At 58.6% G+C, this 16936-nt stretch carries 17 protein-coding genes and 1 pseudogene; 12 read left to right on the top strand and 6 right to left on the bottom strand.

What is annotated here, in order from left to right:
* Positions 1–115: 115 nt before the first annotated feature.
* Together Hhyl6_RS21790 and Hhyl6_RS21785 are read right to left on the bottom strand one after the other, a co-directional pair.
* Entirely contained in the window at positions 116–547 is a 432-nt protein-coding gene (locus tag Hhyl6_RS21790) for a type II toxin-antitoxin system VapC family toxin (protein WP_483741346.1), read from the bottom strand.
* Entirely contained in the window at positions 547–795 is a 249-nt protein-coding gene (locus Hhyl6_RS21785; protein WP_483741345.1) for an AbrB/MazE/SpoVT family DNA-binding domain-containing protein, read from the bottom strand. Before Hhyl6_RS21785 ends, Hhyl6_RS21790 begins: the two co-directional genes overlap by 1 nt.
* Before the next feature lie 284 nt (positions 796–1079).
* Between Hhyl6_RS21785 and Hhyl6_RS21780 the strand changes: the two genes are divergently transcribed.
* From Hhyl6_RS21780 to Hhyl6_RS21750, 7 genes are all read left to right on the top strand, one after another.
* Positions 1080–1400: a hypothetical protein gene (locus Hhyl6_RS21780; RefSeq protein ID WP_483741344.1), complete on the top strand. Its 321-nt coding sequence runs from the start codon at positions 1080–1082 to the stop codon at positions 1398–1400.
* 40 nt (positions 1401–1440) lie between these two features.
* Positions 1441–2265 carry an N-6 DNA methylase gene (locus Hhyl6_RS21775; RefSeq protein ID WP_483741465.1) on the top strand — a complete coding sequence of 275 codons (825 nt, stop codon included), beginning with the start codon at positions 1441–1443 and terminating at the stop codon, positions 2263–2265.
* Between the two features lie 211 nt (positions 2266–2476).
* A complete protein-coding gene (locus Hhyl6_RS21770) occupies positions 2477–2758 on the top strand; it encodes a type II toxin-antitoxin system HicB family antitoxin (protein WP_483741343.1) in 282 nt (93 codons plus the stop codon).
* Positions 2759–2800: 42 nt separating this feature from the next.
* Entirely contained in the window at positions 2801–3022 is a 222-nt protein-coding gene (locus Hhyl6_RS21765; protein ID WP_483741342.1) for a type II toxin-antitoxin system HicA family toxin, read from the top strand.
* 256 nt (positions 3023–3278) lie between these two features.
* Complete coding sequence (locus Hhyl6_RS21760) at positions 3279–4112, top strand: hypothetical protein (protein WP_483741341.1); 834 nt, start codon at positions 3279–3281, stop codon at positions 4110–4112.
* Positions 4112–4555, top strand: coding sequence for a hypothetical protein (locus tag Hhyl6_RS21755; RefSeq protein WP_483741340.1), 444 nt, complete (start codon positions 4112–4114; stop codon positions 4553–4555). The genes Hhyl6_RS21760 and Hhyl6_RS21755 overlap by 1 nt, the downstream gene beginning before the upstream one ends.
* Before the next feature lie 63 nt (positions 4556–4618).
* The gene (locus tag Hhyl6_RS21750) at positions 4619–5647 is read left to right on the top strand and encodes a hypothetical protein (protein ID WP_483741339.1); all 1029 of its coding nucleotides are present in this window, start codon (positions 4619–4621) and stop codon (positions 5645–5647) included.
* 58 nt (positions 5648–5705) lie between these two features.
* On the opposite strand, the gene Hhyl6_RS21745 is transcribed toward Hhyl6_RS21750, so the two are convergent.
* Positions 5706–6956 carry an RNA-guided endonuclease InsQ/TnpB family protein gene (locus Hhyl6_RS21745; protein ID WP_483741338.1) on the bottom strand — a complete coding sequence of 417 codons (1251 nt, stop codon included), beginning with the start codon at positions 6954–6956 and terminating at the stop codon, positions 5706–5708.
* A gap of 136 nt (positions 6957–7092) precedes the next feature.
* On the opposite strand from Hhyl6_RS21745, the gene Hhyl6_RS21740 reads away from it, so the two are divergent.
* The 3 genes and pseudogenes from Hhyl6_RS21740 (at position 7093) to Hhyl6_RS21730 (ending at position 9583) form a co-directional block, all read left to right on the top strand.
* Positions 7093–7311, top strand: coding sequence for a TRAM domain-containing protein (locus tag Hhyl6_RS21740; protein WP_483741464.1), 219 nt, complete (start codon positions 7093–7095; stop codon positions 7309–7311).
* Positions 7312–7875: 564 nt separating this feature from the next.
* A pseudogene (locus Hhyl6_RS21735) lies at positions 7876–9287 on the top strand (lamin tail domain-containing protein).
* The gene (locus Hhyl6_RS21730) at positions 9284–9583 is read left to right on the top strand and encodes a DUF3006 domain-containing protein (RefSeq protein ID WP_483741337.1); all 300 of its coding nucleotides are present in this window, start codon (positions 9284–9286) and stop codon (positions 9581–9583) included. The pseudogene Hhyl6_RS21735 and the gene Hhyl6_RS21730 overlap by 4 nt, the downstream one beginning before the upstream one ends.
* Positions 9584–10403: 820 nt before the next feature.
* Here the strand turns inward: Hhyl6_RS21730 and Hhyl6_RS21725 are convergent.
* Positions 10404–11675 (bottom strand): MFS transporter, encoded by a 1272-nt coding sequence (locus Hhyl6_RS21725; RefSeq protein ID WP_483741336.1) that lies wholly within the window; start codon positions 11673–11675, stop codon positions 10404–10406.
* A 112-nt stretch (positions 11676–11787) separates the two neighbouring features.
* Positions 11788–12138 (bottom strand): nuclear transport factor 2 family protein, encoded by a 351-nt coding sequence (locus Hhyl6_RS21720; RefSeq protein WP_483741335.1) that lies wholly within the window; start codon positions 12136–12138, stop codon positions 11788–11790.
* Positions 12139–12516: 378 nt separating this feature from the next.
* On the opposite strand from Hhyl6_RS21720, the gene lysA reads away from it, so the two are divergent.
* The gene (gene lysA, locus Hhyl6_RS21715; RefSeq protein WP_483741334.1) at positions 12517–13752 is read left to right on the top strand and encodes a diaminopimelate decarboxylase; all 1236 of its coding nucleotides are present in this window, start codon (positions 12517–12519) and stop codon (positions 13750–13752) included.
* A gap of 336 nt (positions 13753–14088) precedes the next feature.
* Complete coding sequence (locus tag Hhyl6_RS21710; RefSeq protein WP_483741333.1) at positions 14089–15450, top strand: NAD-dependent succinate-semialdehyde dehydrogenase; 1362 nt, start codon at positions 14089–14091, stop codon at positions 15448–15450.
* 173 nt (positions 15451–15623) lie between these two features.
* On the opposite strand, the gene Hhyl6_RS21705 is transcribed toward Hhyl6_RS21710, so the two are convergent.
* Entirely contained in the window at positions 15624–16760 is a 1137-nt protein-coding gene (locus Hhyl6_RS21705) for a phosphotriesterase family protein (RefSeq protein WP_483741332.1), read from the bottom strand.
* Between the last annotated feature and the right edge of the window lie 176 nt (positions 16761–16936).

The following is a 16936-nucleotide window of genomic DNA, read 5'->3' as shown; positions in this document are numbered from 1 at the left end:
TTTCCGACAGCGAAGCGGACGAGCAGCTAAGCGAGATCACTTCTCCAAGCGGAGAAATTTCCAGCTTTCTCAACCGATTCTTTCCTCAATCTCCAAATCAGTGGCAGCAAGAGAGCTACTGTTCAAATGGGTTGTCTGGTGTCGTGAGACGGGTAATCTCCGGAACGCTATCGAATCCATCGTCGAAACTATAGAGATATTCGACATCTTCTCGCTGCATCGCTGCTACGATGACCGCGTCTGTCAGTGAGAGTGAGTCGTACCGTCGGAACAATGAGCGGCCAGCATCAAAGTCCGACTTCGGGGTCTGTGTGAGTGAGTATCCACTGCTCTCAATGAGTGCATCGAGCGTCTCGGTAGCGACGTCGTGACCAGCTCTCGCTTGGAGGTAATTGATGACCTCTTCGAGCACATCGCTGAGGACGTACGCTGTCGGGAGTGTTCCCTGGTCTATTGCCTGTGAGATTGCGTTCCCACGCTCGTGATTCTGATCACGCGAAAGACGAGCCGCGATGAGCACATTTGCGTCCACAACGACCACAGCCATCAGTAATCTCCAGCGATCAGATCATGATCCTCGGCAGCGTCGGTTGGCTCTCCCAGATCAACCGGCTCAAGCTGCGAAAACGCACCATACTGTTGCTTGACGAGTTTGACTGAGAGCGTCCCGTCTTCGTCAACGTGCCACCGAAGTTTGTCACCTGCTTCGACGCCAGCCTCTCGCCGTACCGCTGCCGGAACCGTAACGGAGTAGCTCTCGTTTACTGTCGTTTCGTCTTCGACCTCGTGAGACATAACTCGATTTTTGGGGTGTATACAAAAATAATTTGTCCCCAAATTTGCAGAATTCCACGGACTCTGACCCTCCAAATTCTGGATAACGTAGGCTATCAACTCATGCTGGATACAGTCCCAGTAGCGACCTCTCCTGAGGGTTTTGTGTGCTCTCTGGCGGCCGAGAGAGATTCTGAATGAGTAGTACTCGCCAGTCAGAGACGACACTTGAATGGCGCTGGAACGACCGAACCGAGAATCGCCCACTGCCCCAGTCTTGGGCAACGAACGGCAGCCACGAGTCTGTGGGCGACGACGACCAGCCACTCTATGCGATCCAGTTCCGGGCCGGTCTCCTCCTGGAGTGGGAGGTCAACCAACGAACTGACGCGCTCGTTGCTGGCCCGAGGCGAGAGCGCCCAGCCCTCCGCGTCCTGTATGTCTCCCGGGATGGACAACAGGCAATCGTCCGGGAGTGGGACGCTGAGCGAACGTCCTCGGGCTGGCATCCCGAACCCGAGTTCGCTAGCAGCATCGCCAGAGCCCCCACGGACTGTGACGACGTCGATGCCGACACTCAGGAGTCGTACCGGACCATGGTCGAAGCACGGTACGACGTCGGGTAGCGAGGCGTGTTTTCTGAACTCTCTGATGGCTGAGAGAGCTATGGCATCACCACAGATTGACTGTGACGACATCGTCACGACGCTTGCCCGAATTCGACAGCGTGGCCACAGTGCCTATACCGTGTTTCGAGATTGGGTTACCCTCATGCTGTACGCGTTACAGCGACGCGACGACCTGTACCTGGACATCGTCGACGACTACCGTGATTCGGCGGACATGGACTACCCCGAGGGACAGCGTTCGGTGGATCTGTTCGCGAGGGCCTTTGGGCAGCTCCAGGAGCAGATGGGTGCCACCGACGCCGACGTCCTCGGTGCCGTCTACGAGGAGTACGGTCTGTCCAGCGATGCGTTTGGGCAGCATTTCACTCCACACCCCGTGTGTGAGCTGCTGGTCGACCTCGCTGGCGTCGTCGACGAGGCGGCCGACGACCAGCGGCCGACCGTTACCGACCCAGCGTGTGGCAGCGGTCGGTTGCTCCTCACGGCTGGCCGCATACATCCTGAGGCACTGTTCGTCGGACAGGACAAAGACTCGTTGTGTGCGAAGATGGCCGCGTTGAACTGCTGTTTCCTGAATCTCGACGCGTACATTATTCAGGGCGATTCTCTGACTGTCGAGTATCAGCGAGTGTGGCAGACGTCCCGGTCGCCGATGGGCGGCGCAGTTCGCGAACTCGATGAAGATGGGGTAACGGCGCTTCGCGACTCGTTGACCGAGGCCTTCGAGGGCGAGTCTGGTGATCGTGCTCCTGCCGACATGGGCGAGGCGTCTACGGATAGCGAGGAAGCCGCTCAGTCTGGCCTGTCGACCCTGACTGGTAGTGAGCAGGCATCGCTTGGAGCCTTCGACAGCGACCCCTGAGTACGGGTAGGTTTGTGCGCCCCAGGAGGGACGGGCCGATGGAGTACGAGGAGTGGCAAGATCACGCTGCTGATCCCCGAGACGATAGAGAGTGACGAACAGTCCTCCAGCGAATCCACACCCATGCTCGGACCAATGACTGATTCTGAGGGAGGACCATTCTCGCAGTTTCTCGCGAAGACTTATTTGTGAAACGTCCGCTTCCCTAAGCATGAGTACCGACACCGAAAAGAACGGTGACGGCCATACGCCGGTTGAAATCACACTTCGGCGTGGGGAAGACTCGGATATCTGGATCGCTGAAGACGCTTCGACGGGCGTCACCTCACAGGGTTCGTCTCGTGAGGAGGCACTTGCTAATCTTGATGAGGCGGTTGCAGGTGTTGACGGCACTGGCGACGCCCCGACCGACGACGAACTTGAGGCGCTCGGCATCGATCCCGAGTCAAATACCTCAGGCGAGCCAACTGACTCTGATCCATTCGACCTCTGAGTTGGCCGGCTGTCACGAGGCTCGTTTTCTGGCAGGGATATCGTGAAGGTCATGGTCAACAGTGGCATCTACGAGTGGGACCGGACGAACGGCGACCACGCTCTCCTTCGGTGGGTGCCTCCCGACGATCACGACACTGACGCTCGAACGGTTCCAGTCCCGCTGCACGATGAAGTCGATACTGGGGCGCTCCGAAGTATCGCCGACCAGACCGGAGCCAACGACTTCAGTAAGTTTCAGGACTGGATCGATCGGAACCGGTAGCCTGTCGCGCGCCCGATCCAAGCAAAGCCTCCATTCTCCATCACAAGCTAGTCAACCTACAGGTGGAGCTGGATGAGTGTCTCGAGATCGTTCGAGAGAATGAGGGTCTCTCGTGATGATGAGACGCTCCGCGTCTCGAACCACTTGATCTTGAGGCGGTTCCTTGTCCGTGACTACTAGGAACTCGTCCAGTATGGTTGTCTCAATCCGTCGCTGTCGATTTTGTGCTGCCTCGAGCGGTGGAGGCATTCCATCGATGCACGCCGAGACAGACGAGACAGTCGAACCGACCTTCGTCGACGAAATTCCGTTCGAACCAGACATCGAACGAACCATCGCGGCCGAACACGGGCTGCCGTTCTACGTCGATATCGACCGACCGGACGACGTGCCAGCAGACGAGGGCGAACGTACTATCGATCTCGCCGAACGGGTCCTCTCTGTTGGGGGCCGCCGTACCGGCTTCGGACACCACGAGGAACTCCGGCGGTCGATGGCCGAGTGGGCTCCTGGTCGTGACGAAGACCGACCAGACGATCCTGGCTACTGGCGGCGGATGGTGTACACCATGTCGCCTCAAGAGCGCAATTTCGGCCGGCTGCAGGGTGACCCCGACGAGCAGTTGGATAAGGCCAGAACCGTACTGGCGTGGGCCAGCGACTGCATCGACGAGGACGTGTTGCGAGAGATCGAACACGCCCAGCTGACCGGTATCGAGCAGGCCTGGCGCGACGCCGCCGAAGCGGAGAAAGAACGGCGTGCCATCGAGGCGTTCGAACAGAACCCACCGGCGGAGTTCGAGGGCTGGACACGGTTTGCCGCCGACCACGATGATGTCGACGTCGCCTACCACGCGAAGAACCACGGGACACCAGTCGTTGCAGCGGTGTTCCAGACCAGCGACGGGAGCATGGACGCGAAAGAGTTCACGCTCGAAGCGTGGGTCGACACCGGCGGCGATCCACAGGTGGCCCGGCCGAATCGGTACTGCGTCACCAATAGTGGCGATGGGCCCTATGCCCGTCTGCGCTCGCATCTGCAGACGTTCGACGCCGACTCGCTTGCTGAAAATTCGCTGGAGGTGTGCTGATGTCACGACACCGCTCTCGCACGTCACAACAGCGCCAGTCCGAGTTCGCTGAATCGTTCGCCTGCGAGTTCGACGCCGCTGCGGTCCACAATACGGTGTGGGAAACCGTCGACGAAGACACGGACTTGGCACGACTCTGCGATGCGGCTGCGGCAGCTGACGAAGCACTCGATGTTCGTGGCGGCGAAGCGTTCGCAGCGAAACTCGATGAAGCGTGGGGCCAGCTCGACTGGGTCGCCCGACAACGTGCGCTCGAGGTCGTCGCCGAAGCCTGTGGGACGGTCATCACCGACGGTGAGGAGTGGATTGCAGACGGTCACTGGGACGCTGAAGACATTACCGACGCGCAGACGGAAGCGCGAGACTGGCTCGCCAGGCATACCGAGATAGCCGAGCGAGCCGGCGTTCTCAGCGATATCGCGACGCACACAGCTGACGACTGACTGTCGTTCCATACCCCGCTATCGAATTGTTTTCTGATCCCACAGGAGGCCGGTGGTTTATACATGAAGACGACCAGACGCAGGTGTGTGACAGATCGGAATCCTGAATTCGATCCCGCAGACCTCCGAGGCGCAGCAAGTTCTGATCCCAAGACCAGTCGGGACAACGGCGACGGTCGACGTGGTGATTATCCAACGCGGTCGACAGGGAGTTCAAACCGGTGTGAGTCCTGCTCTCGGACGATCCCTGCCGAGGAGCAGCAGTGTCCCTTCTGTGCGACTGCAGGTGTCACCGCCTCCCCAGCCGAAGAACAGTCAGACGATGAGTGGACGTTCGGTCGCGTCGTTGTTGCCGTCGTCGACGCCAACTCGACGTACCACGCGAGGGCACTCGGGGCAGCGGCACTCTCCATTGCTGACGATCTCGTTGCCGGGCCAGACACGTCCCACGGTGTGGTCAAGCCCATCGCGGACTTCGAAACCGACCCCGATCGTCACCTTACCGAAGGATGGCCATCGTTGCCGGCGGCAGCACCTCTCACCGATGAGAGCGGGCGCGAGGTGCTTGCGGCCGCTGGCATGCGGACCGACTGGGGGGTTGACGACGCCAGCCCCGTCATCTATCGTGAGGACGGGACGCCGATCCTGGACGAGAGTGAGTTCGACTCGCTCTTCGGTAATTCCGCTGAGACGGCGTACTGGGTTGTGCCAGGACTCGTCCAGCGCTACGACGCACCGCCGGACGTCGACGCACTCATCGAGCGCTTCGAGGGTGCGACTATCGAACACCAGTTCGCCTGCCGAGCGTGTCAGGCAAGTACCGCGCATACCTACGTTGGTGCGGATGGGGTCGCGACGCACCCGTACACTGGCCGGACGATATGGGTGTGTCAGGACTGTGGCCACCCTCGCCACGAACCGGCGTCGGCCGACGCTCGGCCAGACTTGCGTGACCGACCGGCACTTGCCGAGTGCTCTTCGGTTTCGGCCGGAGAAGTGACCCATCCTGAGATAGCTGCACTTCTGGCACAAGAGTTGGACGCTCAGCTCACGGCTTATCGCGAGCGCTATGGCCGATATCCGTGGCAGTGACATCCTCCCCGGCGTGAACGCCGGGGCTTCCCGTACTGCAGGTGGGATATTTGCCGGTCTACGACACGACATGTTCTCTCGTGCGAAACATCCCGCTCTCGCGGTCGAACAAGTATGTCGATGGCTGTGCCACACAGCCGTTACTCCTATCCTCACCATGAGGACTCGGAGTTATCTTCTGGCGCATATTCTCCGCCCCGTTGCAATCCGCATTCCCCACTAACCCGCACGACGAGCAAACGTACAACCCACGGTGCTTCCGGTTAGCCTTCGTGTCGTCCCCGCACCGTGAACACGTCTTCGAGGTATTCCACTCGTTTTCTTTCAGCACCTCGACGCCACGTATCTCGCCCTTGTATTCGAGGTACTGGTAGATGCGGTCGAACGCCCACGAGTGCAACTTCTTGTTGCCTGTCTTCCCCCAGTCAGACTCTCGCACATTCTCAGGCCAACTCACCGCGAGCGTGCCAACACCACGTTCGACACACTCTGAGATGATGGTGTCCGTAAGAACGTGGTGGAAGTGGGTTTCACGGTTTGCAAGTTTCCTGCGTGCCCACGTTGACTTCTCCGAGGGGCCGTTCTCGCCTTCCGTGACGTACTCGGTTCGCGTGAAGTAGTGCTTGTCCTGTTTCAATGAGTTGCCGGGATACAAGACGTATTCGTCGGGGAACGCGACCGTGACGAGGTTCTTGATGCCGAGGTCGATTCCTGCCACTTCGTCGCCTGCTGAGTCGTTGGTTTCGAGTTCGACTTTGCAGACGAAGTGCAGTTCCCACTCATCATCGTTCCAGACCGCACGAACGTTCTGCACCGAGCTGACTTCTGAGAGGTCAACGTCGGGGCGGGTCTGGTATTCACAGAGGATGAAGTCCGACCAGTTTTCTTTGAGGTTTGAGCCCTTCGAGAGTCGGACGCGGTCGTGGTCGGGATCGTGTTTGAACCCGTCTGCTTTGAACGTGACTGTACTTTTCGGGCGGGTGTCGCCGTGTTTGCGGTAGCCGGGAGGATTTGCCTTGTTCTCTTTCTGTCGTAGGTCGAACCACGACTGGAAAGCGTCAGAAAGTTCTTCGATGACTTTCTGACTGGATTGTGCATTCAAGTCTTTCCAGCACTCTTGGTTCTTCATATACGCTTTCAGTACACCCTCATCTGGGATTTCACCGGTAGTATCCCAGATGCGGTCGGCCGTCCAGCGTGCGACGTTCCAGATTTTGGAAGCGGAATCTCCGAGCGAGTTGAGGCCATCACAGACCTGTTGGTGGTTCTGGATGGAGCCAATGTAGGTGCGTGTGACCTCAATCGCCATACATAGCCTATGTAGATAAATTTACTTAATATTGTGGATTCGTGTTGAATATCCAGCCTGCCATCGACGGTAGATTGTGGAGAGGGTGTCGGATTCACTCCCGCCGTAAACGGCGGGATTCTTTCCTCGCAGGAAGATAGAGCGTGGGTATGTCGTCATCGTCCCCGGCACTGAAATCGGTGAACGCGTCGTCGTCGAGATCGAGTCGGTCACCCAGAATGTGGCTTTGGCTCTGTCATTGAACGACTCAGCTACTACGAGTGACTGTCACGACGTCGTCTCTATGGCGCTGGTCGCTGCAGTAACGTGCGAGAGTACACGCAGGACTCTTGTACTGTGTGGCAACAGCCGCTAAGGTACTGCACCTGGCGGAACTGGTCATGGGGTGGGAGATGAGAGAGAACGGACACGCTGGGAGTGATGGCTTCAGCGATGTCCGCAGCGGACGCTATCCGTGTACCGTTTATGAAGGTTCTGGCCCAGGTATCGAACCTGGAGCCGCGAGTTCAGCGCAGGTTCAATCTCGGAACCTGATCTGGTAACTCTGTAGTGCCTCTGACAGCCTGCAGGAGATGGTTAGAGGGATGTCTTATAGTTCTATTGCCATTACCGAGAGTCCGTGGAAATGCACTGAGGATACCCCAGTGATACGTCGACGACCGGCCATGGTTCGGTGGTCGCCGACGCGAGTGTCAGAGGCACGGGCGTTTCAGCCCGTGAGGGACCAATGTGCTAACTCGACTCAAATATTGTGAGCAACTCAGCAACTGAAACACAATCGTGTCAGTACTCGCTGTCGATGCAAGACATGTCTCCAGCAGCCAACCAGCGAGTATTGTGGGAGAACGCAAAGCGGACGGACGTAGGTCTCCGTTGGTAGGGCACACACCTATCCCTGTCACATTCGTAGGCCGGCACTATGCACACTCGGTCCTCGTCTGTGCGAGTGGTCTGTCTGATCGGTGTCGTGCTCCTGGCTGGGTGTTCGGGGGCGACGCCGGCAGTCGACACGGCGACGACCACACCAGACTCGACACCGACGACGACGGCGACCACAGCCAACGGCACGGTCGCAGTCCACTTCATCAACGTCGGCCAGTCAGTGAGCACGCTCGTCGTTGGGCCGACCGGCGAAACGATGCTGATCGATACCGGCCACTATCACGACGACGGCAAGTACGTGCTGCAGTATCTCCAACAACACAACGTCGACCGCATCGACTACATGGTGGTCTCGCACAACGACGCTGACCACATCGGCGGCAACGCGGCGATCATCGACTATTACGAGACCGAAGCCGACGGCATCGGTGCCGTCTACGACCCCGGGATTGCCGCGAGTACGCAGACCTACAGCGAGTACCTCGATGCCGTCGAAGAGCATGGTGTCACGCTGTACGAAACCCGTGCCGGGGACTCGGTCCCCTCGAGGGCGTCAACGTCCAAGTTATGGGCCCGCCCGAGCCATATCTCGAAAACGACGCCCGTAACGAGAACAGCATCGTCCTCAAACTCACCCACGGCGAGACGAGTTTCCTGTTGACCGGCGACGCCGAGGACGATCAGGAAGCCTATCTCGTCGAGCGGTACGGTGACCAGTTGCAGGCGACGGTACTGAAAGCCGGTCATCACGGCTCCTCGAGTTCGACGAGTGAGGCGTTGCTCGATGCTGTCGATCCGAAAACGGTGATCATCTCGAGTGCCTACGACTCCCAGTACGGCCATCCGACGGAGGAGTTGTTACAGCGTTAGACCGAGCGTTCGCTCCCGACGTACTGGACTGCCACCCACGGCGACATTGTGTTGGTCAGCGACGGGCAGGCCGTGTCAGTACGGACACAGCAGGCGGCGCTGACTGACCCGCCTGCCCTTCGCGATGGCGAGCCTATCGCGCCGGGGACGAGCGGCGACGTCGTCGAACGGACCACGTACTGCACCGACTCTGGATCGACCGCCACGCCTCAGCCCACGGTTACGGACGGTGGCACGACTGGGACGGGGACCCTGGCTATCGAGACGATCCACGCCGACGCCAGTGGTGACGAGCGTGCAAACCTCGACGACGAGTACATCGTCTTCCGGAACACGGGCGACGGGCCGCTCGAGCTGGGTGGCTGGACGGTGTCCGACGAGGCGGGTAAGACCTATACCGTCCCCGAGGGGTACACGCTTGATGCCGGCGCGTCGGTGACGCTACATACGGGCAGTGGCGCGGATACGGACACAGACTTGTACTGGGATGCTGGGTCGCCGGTGTGGAACAACGGCGGCGATACGGTCACCGTGCGAAACAGTGACGGGGATGTCGTGCGACGGGAGACGTACGAATGACTGGGCTTGACACACTCGCTGATGGCCAATATACCGCCGTCGTCGACGCTGTTGAGGACGGTCTCGCGACCGTCTTCTTCGAGCACGATGGCGAGGAGGTTGGAGACGCCGTGTTGGACGCATCGGCCCTCTCCGAGGATAGACGGCACGCCGACGCCATCCTTGCGGTGACGATCGAGGACGGAGAGGTGGTCGACCGGGAGTATGATCCCGACACGACTGAGGCGCGACAGAAGGCTGCCCAGGATCGGTTTGACCGGCTGTCGAGTCGGCCGCCGAGTGACGAGGAATCGTAGAGGTACGGACACCATCAAGAAACGGCTGCGCCTCGTTACTTACTGTCGATAGCACAACACTGTCCCGTTGCTGCGGAATTCTTTTGTGACGATTCGCCGCCGTCTCACCATGACCACGAGTCCGGATTTCACATGTCACCGACCTGTTGTGGCGTCGTCTGCCCCGATCCCAATCGGGTTCGTAGTCGCGTTCGGGTCCCCAGTCGCGGGTGAGCCAACAGAGTCATCTAAATTGGTTGCGAGGGCGAGTTCGCCGACCACTGGGGTCGGGGGTAAAGTTCGGCACCCGGCTAACCTATTACCCGTCGTCCACGGTCTCGGCGAATATCGAGAGCCTTGTATGGTAAAATAGAGGATACCTCTATGAATTCCTATATAATAATAGTGGAATGGTGCTGAAGACAAAAATCATGTAACTAGTAGTGCTTGAATTTGAAACAACAATAATTAGAGCGATTTAGAAAAATTTGGACCCAGATAGAGATGATAGAAAGTATTCATTCAATAATACCAATATTATATATTTAAACCTAGGTGGATGGCAATACATATATAATATCGTCCAATATTGTCTTGTAAATTAGAACTTTCTAACTGAAAACACCGAATCTCGTTAGATCTATCGCAAAGCACACTTTTCATGATTGCTCAAAATTTCCTCGATGTCTGGCTGGCTGTATGATAATATAATGTGGAGCTCAACGGTCAAAGATTTCTCACAATATAATTCGAAACCTACGTGGGAGGTTGGTTGAACAGGTATTCCTCCAAATTAAAGTGACAAAGGCTGCCGGCTGAGGGCATCCCACTTCACCTAATTCTACCGGTCACCCGACACGGGGTCGACCAGTTTTGCCGCGCCGGCAAAGGCACCTGCAGTAACTGGACCAAAGAGGCTGACTCCTACGAGGCCGACCACGAACGTACCTGTTCGGTCGTATCCCAACCCAACAAGATACGGAATTAAACCGCCTGATAAAGCGAGTCCGATGGATGCCACCCCGAATAGTGTATTCAGGTTGTCATTGCCAAATATATCCACGAGGACCGGGGTCATCAACGCGCCGATGCCACCGCGGCAGACGCCAAACACTGTCGCTAGTCCGAGCACGATGATAGAGTTAGGTGCAATGGTGAAACCCGCTGAGACGAATCCGACACCGACCCCACAGCCAGCAATGACCTTTACCCTAGTCATATTCACCCGGTCAGAAAGGTGTCCGACAGAGAACTTGCCCAAGATGTCGCCGACGCCGATGGCACTGAGCGCCAATACGCCCACGCCGCGTTCGAACCCCCTTGAGGTCGCAAACTCAACGATGTGGGCGACCAATGCGAACGACGGCGCGTACGCCGCCGAAATCGCGAGCAGAAAGAGGAGAAATGCCCAGGACTTGATAGTCATCGCCGCGTCCGAGAACTGTTCCCGGAGCGCAATTTGCCTCGTCTCTACAGCATTACCACTCCGTTTCTGGTCCAGGGTCTCGGGGGTCTTCGCGACGAAGAGTGCGGCAAGTAATAGACATCCTAGGACGAGCGTGGCTAGTGTCAGATAGGCCTCGCGCCAGCCGAGGCGGCCGATGAGCACTTCAGCAAGCGGTGGCACGGCGAGCGTGCCGACGCCAGTTCCGGCTGCGGCGATACCGGTCGCCAGTCCGCGTTGCTCGACGAACCATTGTGGTGGGGTTACGTATGTGATGACGATGATAAGCGCGCCACCCATACCTCCGACCACACCGTACCAAAAGACCAGTGGAGCGAGCGATGTCGACTGGCTGGATCCGTAGAGGCCGATTCCGAGGAGAACCGCGCCAAGCGCATACATTCGCCTGATGCTATAGCGGTCGACGAAAAAACCGAGGATCGATCCACCGGCGTACACCACAACTGACTGGACCGAGAAGACAACGGACGCGCGGGCTAAAGAGATGTTGAACGCCTTGACGATATGATCCAGAAAGACGCCAAAAGAGGTAATCAGCCCGTAGACAGCGAACGTCCCGAGGAAGCAAGTTCCGACGATGACCCAGCCATAGTATAGTTCCCTGTCTGCGAGACGACTCCGAACGTCGACCACGTCAAGTATCTCCATCTGTTACTGCATTCAGACCTATAGCCAAATAATTCTGTGATACTGACCTGAGAAGAACTGGAAACCGACCAGCGCTTGATGAATCCCTGTCCATTGCCGACCGACTCCATCCCTATGTGTCGCTGGCGTAAACGCTGATCCGAGTGATCCCCTCATCGGGATCGAACTCGAACACGTTACAGAATTCTGTCTCTACCGGGCCGTCATCGCTTTCACCAGTCACGATCCCCTCTGCGACAGACGCCCTCTCACCATGGAGACGAAGCGTGATTTCGTGTGTCGTATTTGAGAGCCCACGCAGTTCCTCTAGGTAAGTTTCTAATCCCTCGAATCCCGACAGATCGCCCGCGAGTGACTCGTAGACGAAATCCTCTGCAAGCGCTGGACGGAGTATTTCAAGGTCTTCGGAGTCCATTGCGTCGAAGTACGCATCGATTAGCGAGTTTCGATCCACATCAGACATGATGCGTACTGTTCGACGCCGCCTAGTAAATCTTTGCATCCAATATCGCTGCCCATCCGCACCTCTGTAGGAGGGAGCGTCAGGCTAAGATGTAGATAGAGGTATATTCAGCATCCACCCTGCTAGCGAGGTCAGAGGTCACTGCCGACCTGATGATTCTATGTTCACCGTCACGCAACCGGTCGTGATGAACATTATCCGAGCGCGATTCTTCACCGACTCGTTCCTCTCCATATCTTGGCTTTTAAGGACAGTACTTCTCGTCCTCTTGGTCAGCAAGTCACTCCCGTCGGCGGAACTGTGAGTGTACCGGCACTATAGCCTGTCGGCGTGTGGAGAAAGGAAATCTTGTTAGCCAGCGTTGCCATGTATGTGGCAATGAGTCCCGAATCGACGTCAGTCCGTCGCCTCGCGGACTGGGACCACGGACACCTTGAACGACTAACCGCTGAGTATGGGACGCCGCTGTACGTAATCGATCTGAACCGTGTCATCGAGAACTACACAAGGTTCACCTCGGCGTTTCCAGACGCTCACGCTATGTACGCTGCGAAGGCCCACACTGGCCGCGCGGTCCTCTCGAAACTCCTCGAAGCTGGTGCGGACATCGAGTGCGCCGCCCGGGGAGAACTCCAGCGGGCGATCGATGCCGGTGCAGATCCGGGAACACTCCAGTATACCGCCGTCAACCCGCCGGATCGGGACCTCGATTACGCAGTCGATCTAGCAGGCGACCACCCCGGACTGACGATCACCGCCGGCGCACGCGACACCTTCGACCGCCTCGAAGCGCGAGGATACGACGGGCGTGTGGCGATACGCATCAATCCCGGCATCGGGACCGGTCACCACGAGAAGGTCGCGACCGGAAAAGATGCCAAGTTTGGAATTCCCTACGACGAAGTCCCCGATGTCGCCGCCGATGTGGCTAAGCGGTTCGATCTCGTTGGCCTTCATGCCAACGTCGGCAGTGGCGTCCTCCACGACGATCTGGACGAGCACTGCCGTGCGATCGCGAAGGTCGCCAAGATGGGCCAGACCGTGATCGACCAGACCGACGGACTGGAGTTCGTCGACTTCGGCGGTGGCTTCGGTGTCCCGTACCGTGAGGAGGTCGAACCACTCGATATGGAGATTGTTGGCAAGAAGGTCCGGGCGGCAGTGGGCGACCTGAGCGCCCAGATTAAACTCGAACCGGGACGGTACGTCGTCGCCGATGCCGAGTGCATCCTCACCGAGGTCAACACCATCAAAGAGACGCCCGCGGCGACCATCGTTGGAGTCGACGCCTCGCTAACCACGCTCATCCGGCCTGCGATGTTCGACACGTACCACCCCATTCGGAACATTAGTACCCCCGACCGCGACCCCGAACCGATATCCATCGGCGGGCCCTGCTGTACAAGCGCCGACGTGTTCTGCACTGACCGACCGATCGCCAGAACGAAACGTAACGAAATACTTGCCATCGGTAACGCTGGTGCGTACGGCTATGAACTCGCTAACCAGTTCCACTCCCAGCCCCGACCGGCCGAAGTTGCTATCGAAGGCGAGCAGACACGAGTCGTCCGGGAGCGCGAGACACTCGACAACGTGACACGGAAGGAGCGGTAAGGTGAGCTTCGACTTCGAGTCGTCCACCTGCACGCTGTCGAGGTGTCCGCTCATACCTCCGCTGAGGGACTGTGCGACCTGTAGGGTGAAGTGCTTGCTAGCGGGCAAAGTCCGCTACTAACAACTCACCTGGGGCAATTTTCGCTGTTTCCAAACGCGTGCAAAGGTACCGAAAAATACACTCGGAACATGAGCACGTCCAACTCTCGAAATTCAAGCTAGCTACCCTCCAATTCACGAAATGGCCAAGTTGAATGGGGCAGAGACTTCGCCGGAGTTGAAGCAATATTGGTCGCTATGTAAATTCTAAACACCCCGGGCAGAAAATCGAGGCACATGGAAGCGGTTAATCCAGCGACAGATGAGCGGATAGAGACGTATGAGGCGGATACTGTTGATGACGTCGAGACTGCTATCTCGCAGGCCACTACCGTGTTCGAGGAGTGGCGAGAAACCCCGCTGCGAGACCGCCAGGAACTCCTCGCCAACGCGGCCGACGTGCTCCGGGACCGAAAGCAGGAACTCGGGGAACTGATGACGTGCGAGATGGGGAAACCGATCGCGCAGGCGGTCGGAGAAATCGAGAAGTGCGCGTGGGTCTGTGATCACTATGCCGAGTTCTCGAGCGTCTATCTCGGTAAGGAGAGTCACCCGAGTCCGCCCGGGTCGACGGTGAAGACCCGCTACGATCCGCTCGGTCCGGTTCTGGCGGTCATGCCGTGGAACTATCCTTTCTGGCAGGTGTTCCGGTTCGTCGCGCCGACCCTCACCGCCGGCAACGTGGGATTGCTCAAACACGCCTCGAACGTTCCGGGATGTGCGTTGGCGATTGAGGATGTCTTTCGCGAAGCCGGCTATCCAGCGGACGTTTTCCAGTCCCTCCTCATCTCGTCGGACCTCGTGGACGACGTGCTGGGGGACGATCGGATCAGGGCCGCGACGATCACTGGCAGCGGTCCGGCGGGCCGGTCGGTCGCGTCCACCGCCGGTGAGCACCTGAAGAAGACGGTCCTCGAACTCGGCGGAAGCGACCCCTTCATCGTGCTCGACGATGCTGATCTGGCGGCCGCGGCCGAAACTGGTGCATGGGCTCGGAATATGAACGGTGGCCAGTCCTGCATTGCGGCGAAGCGATTCATCGTCCTCGACGCAATCTACGAAGAGTTCGTAGATCAGTTCGTTTCCGAGGTGGAGTCACTCACTGTTGGTGACCCGATGGACGAAGACACCGACGTGGGCCCACAGGCCAGCCGGAGCCTGATGGACGAACTCCACGGACAGGTCGAGGCGAGCGTGGACGCGGGCGCGACTGTACTCACGGGCGGCGCACCGCTGGACCGCGACGGAGCGTTCTACCCGCCGACGGTCCTGACCGACGTTCCCACCGGGTGCCCGGCCGATGGCGAAGAGCTGTTCGGCCCCGTCGCATCGGTGTTTAGAGTCGAAAGTGAGCGGGCCGCTATCGAGAAAGCCAACGATAGCCGGTTCGGCCTCGGGGCCTCGATCTGGACCGAAGACCGGGACCGCGGCGAACGGGTCGCCGCGAGTATCGACGCCGGGTGCGTCTATGTCAACCAACTCGTGAAGTCTGATCCACGCGTGCCTTTCGGTGGTGTGAAAGACTCCGGCTACGGCCGCGAATTGTCGGCGGCCGGGATCAAAGAGTTCGTCAACAGGAAGACCGTCTGGGTGGAGTGAGCGCTGCCTCCAACGGGGAGTATCCGGGGTACTAGGCGAAGCATACACGTCATATTTCCGCTCACTCCGGTCGGATCACGGTGCGCTCACGGAACGTGGGAGCTCAGACACTCCCAGGGGAGACAGAACGACCGGGGCCATCACTTCGGCTGACACAACTTACTACGCTCGCGTCAGGACTCCGGTTCCGCAAAGGTCAGCATCCGCTTGGGATTCTCGACCAGTATCTGCTGGATGTCGGCCTCGGTGATCCCGAACTCGCGACCGGGTTCGTCGATCAGCAGCAGCGGAACGACGTCGTTGAGGATGTGGAAGTACCCCCGTCCGCCGTACTTGGCCAACTGGGCTTTTCGATGCCGATCGTGGGAAAAGAGGATGTTTGACGCATAGCCGTCGTTCACGAGTTCCGTTACCCACTCAGCTCGGTGGAGGTTCGATGGACGGGCGTAGTCCCGGTCAATCCAGTCGACAGTGAAGTGCTCCTCCATTCCCCATTCATCGTACTCAATGAACGCGCCACGCTCGGCGAGTTCCTTCTGGTACTCCAACCCGGTGCCCTCGAAGAAGGCCCGATCCATGTGATCGATCACGACGCGTTCGGCCGGTAACCCTTCCTCCTCGAAAACGTCTAGGATCTCCAGCCCCCACCTCGACGAGGGATACGTCCCGTCGCGTCGGTGACTCTTCCCGTTCGGATGCACTGTGACTGATGCGCCCGTCTCGAGGGCTGCTCTCGCGCCGGCACGCAACACCTTCTCCTCGTCCTCGTGGATCTCCCCGGACACGCCGAGTTCGCCGATGATCCCCGCTCTAGCGTCTGACGAGCCGATCCCGTTCCGAACGTCGTCGACGAATTCCGCCCGTATTTCGTCGATGCTCCTCTCCGCCATATCCGGTGGATGGCTGGCCTCCGTGTAATACGCGGTGCCGTGGACGACGTTCACACCGGTTTCGCGCATCACGGCCCGTACCGCGTCCGGATCGCGTCCGAAATGCTTCGGCGTGACGTCAACGATCGTATCGCCGCCGCGTCGATAGTACTTCGATATTTCCTCGATGGCATCGCCCAGCGAGTCGAGGAACAGTTGATCGGGAGCCATGTGGAACCCACCACCCTGTTGGACAAACCACCGGTTATCGAGCGAGAGCGGTGCCTTCGACCGTCTTCTGTCTACCGGCGATTCCAGACTGATCCCCTCCGCCGTGACCGACAGGTCGGAGAACAGGTGTTCGTGGGTCATCGTCACGCCGAGCGTGTCGGGGTCGATTCGACCGTCTACAGTAACGATACTGCCGGCATCCGAGTCCATGACTGATAGACGCTCCACCACGTATGTTAAACTACTGGTGCAGGCAGTGTCGCAATGGACGTACCTGGGGTCCCGAGTCTCCGGGAACGACGCCGTCTCCCGCGGAAGTCTGCCGTGAGGGGACGTACGAGAGCGGCAGTGGTGCGCTGGTACGTGGACGTTCCAGACGCCGTAAC

This window comes from Haloarcula sp. H-hyl6 (assembly GCF_056934455.1).
Note: the sequence above shows the minus strand (reverse complement) of the source record. Positions and strands in the feature narration are given on the sequence as shown.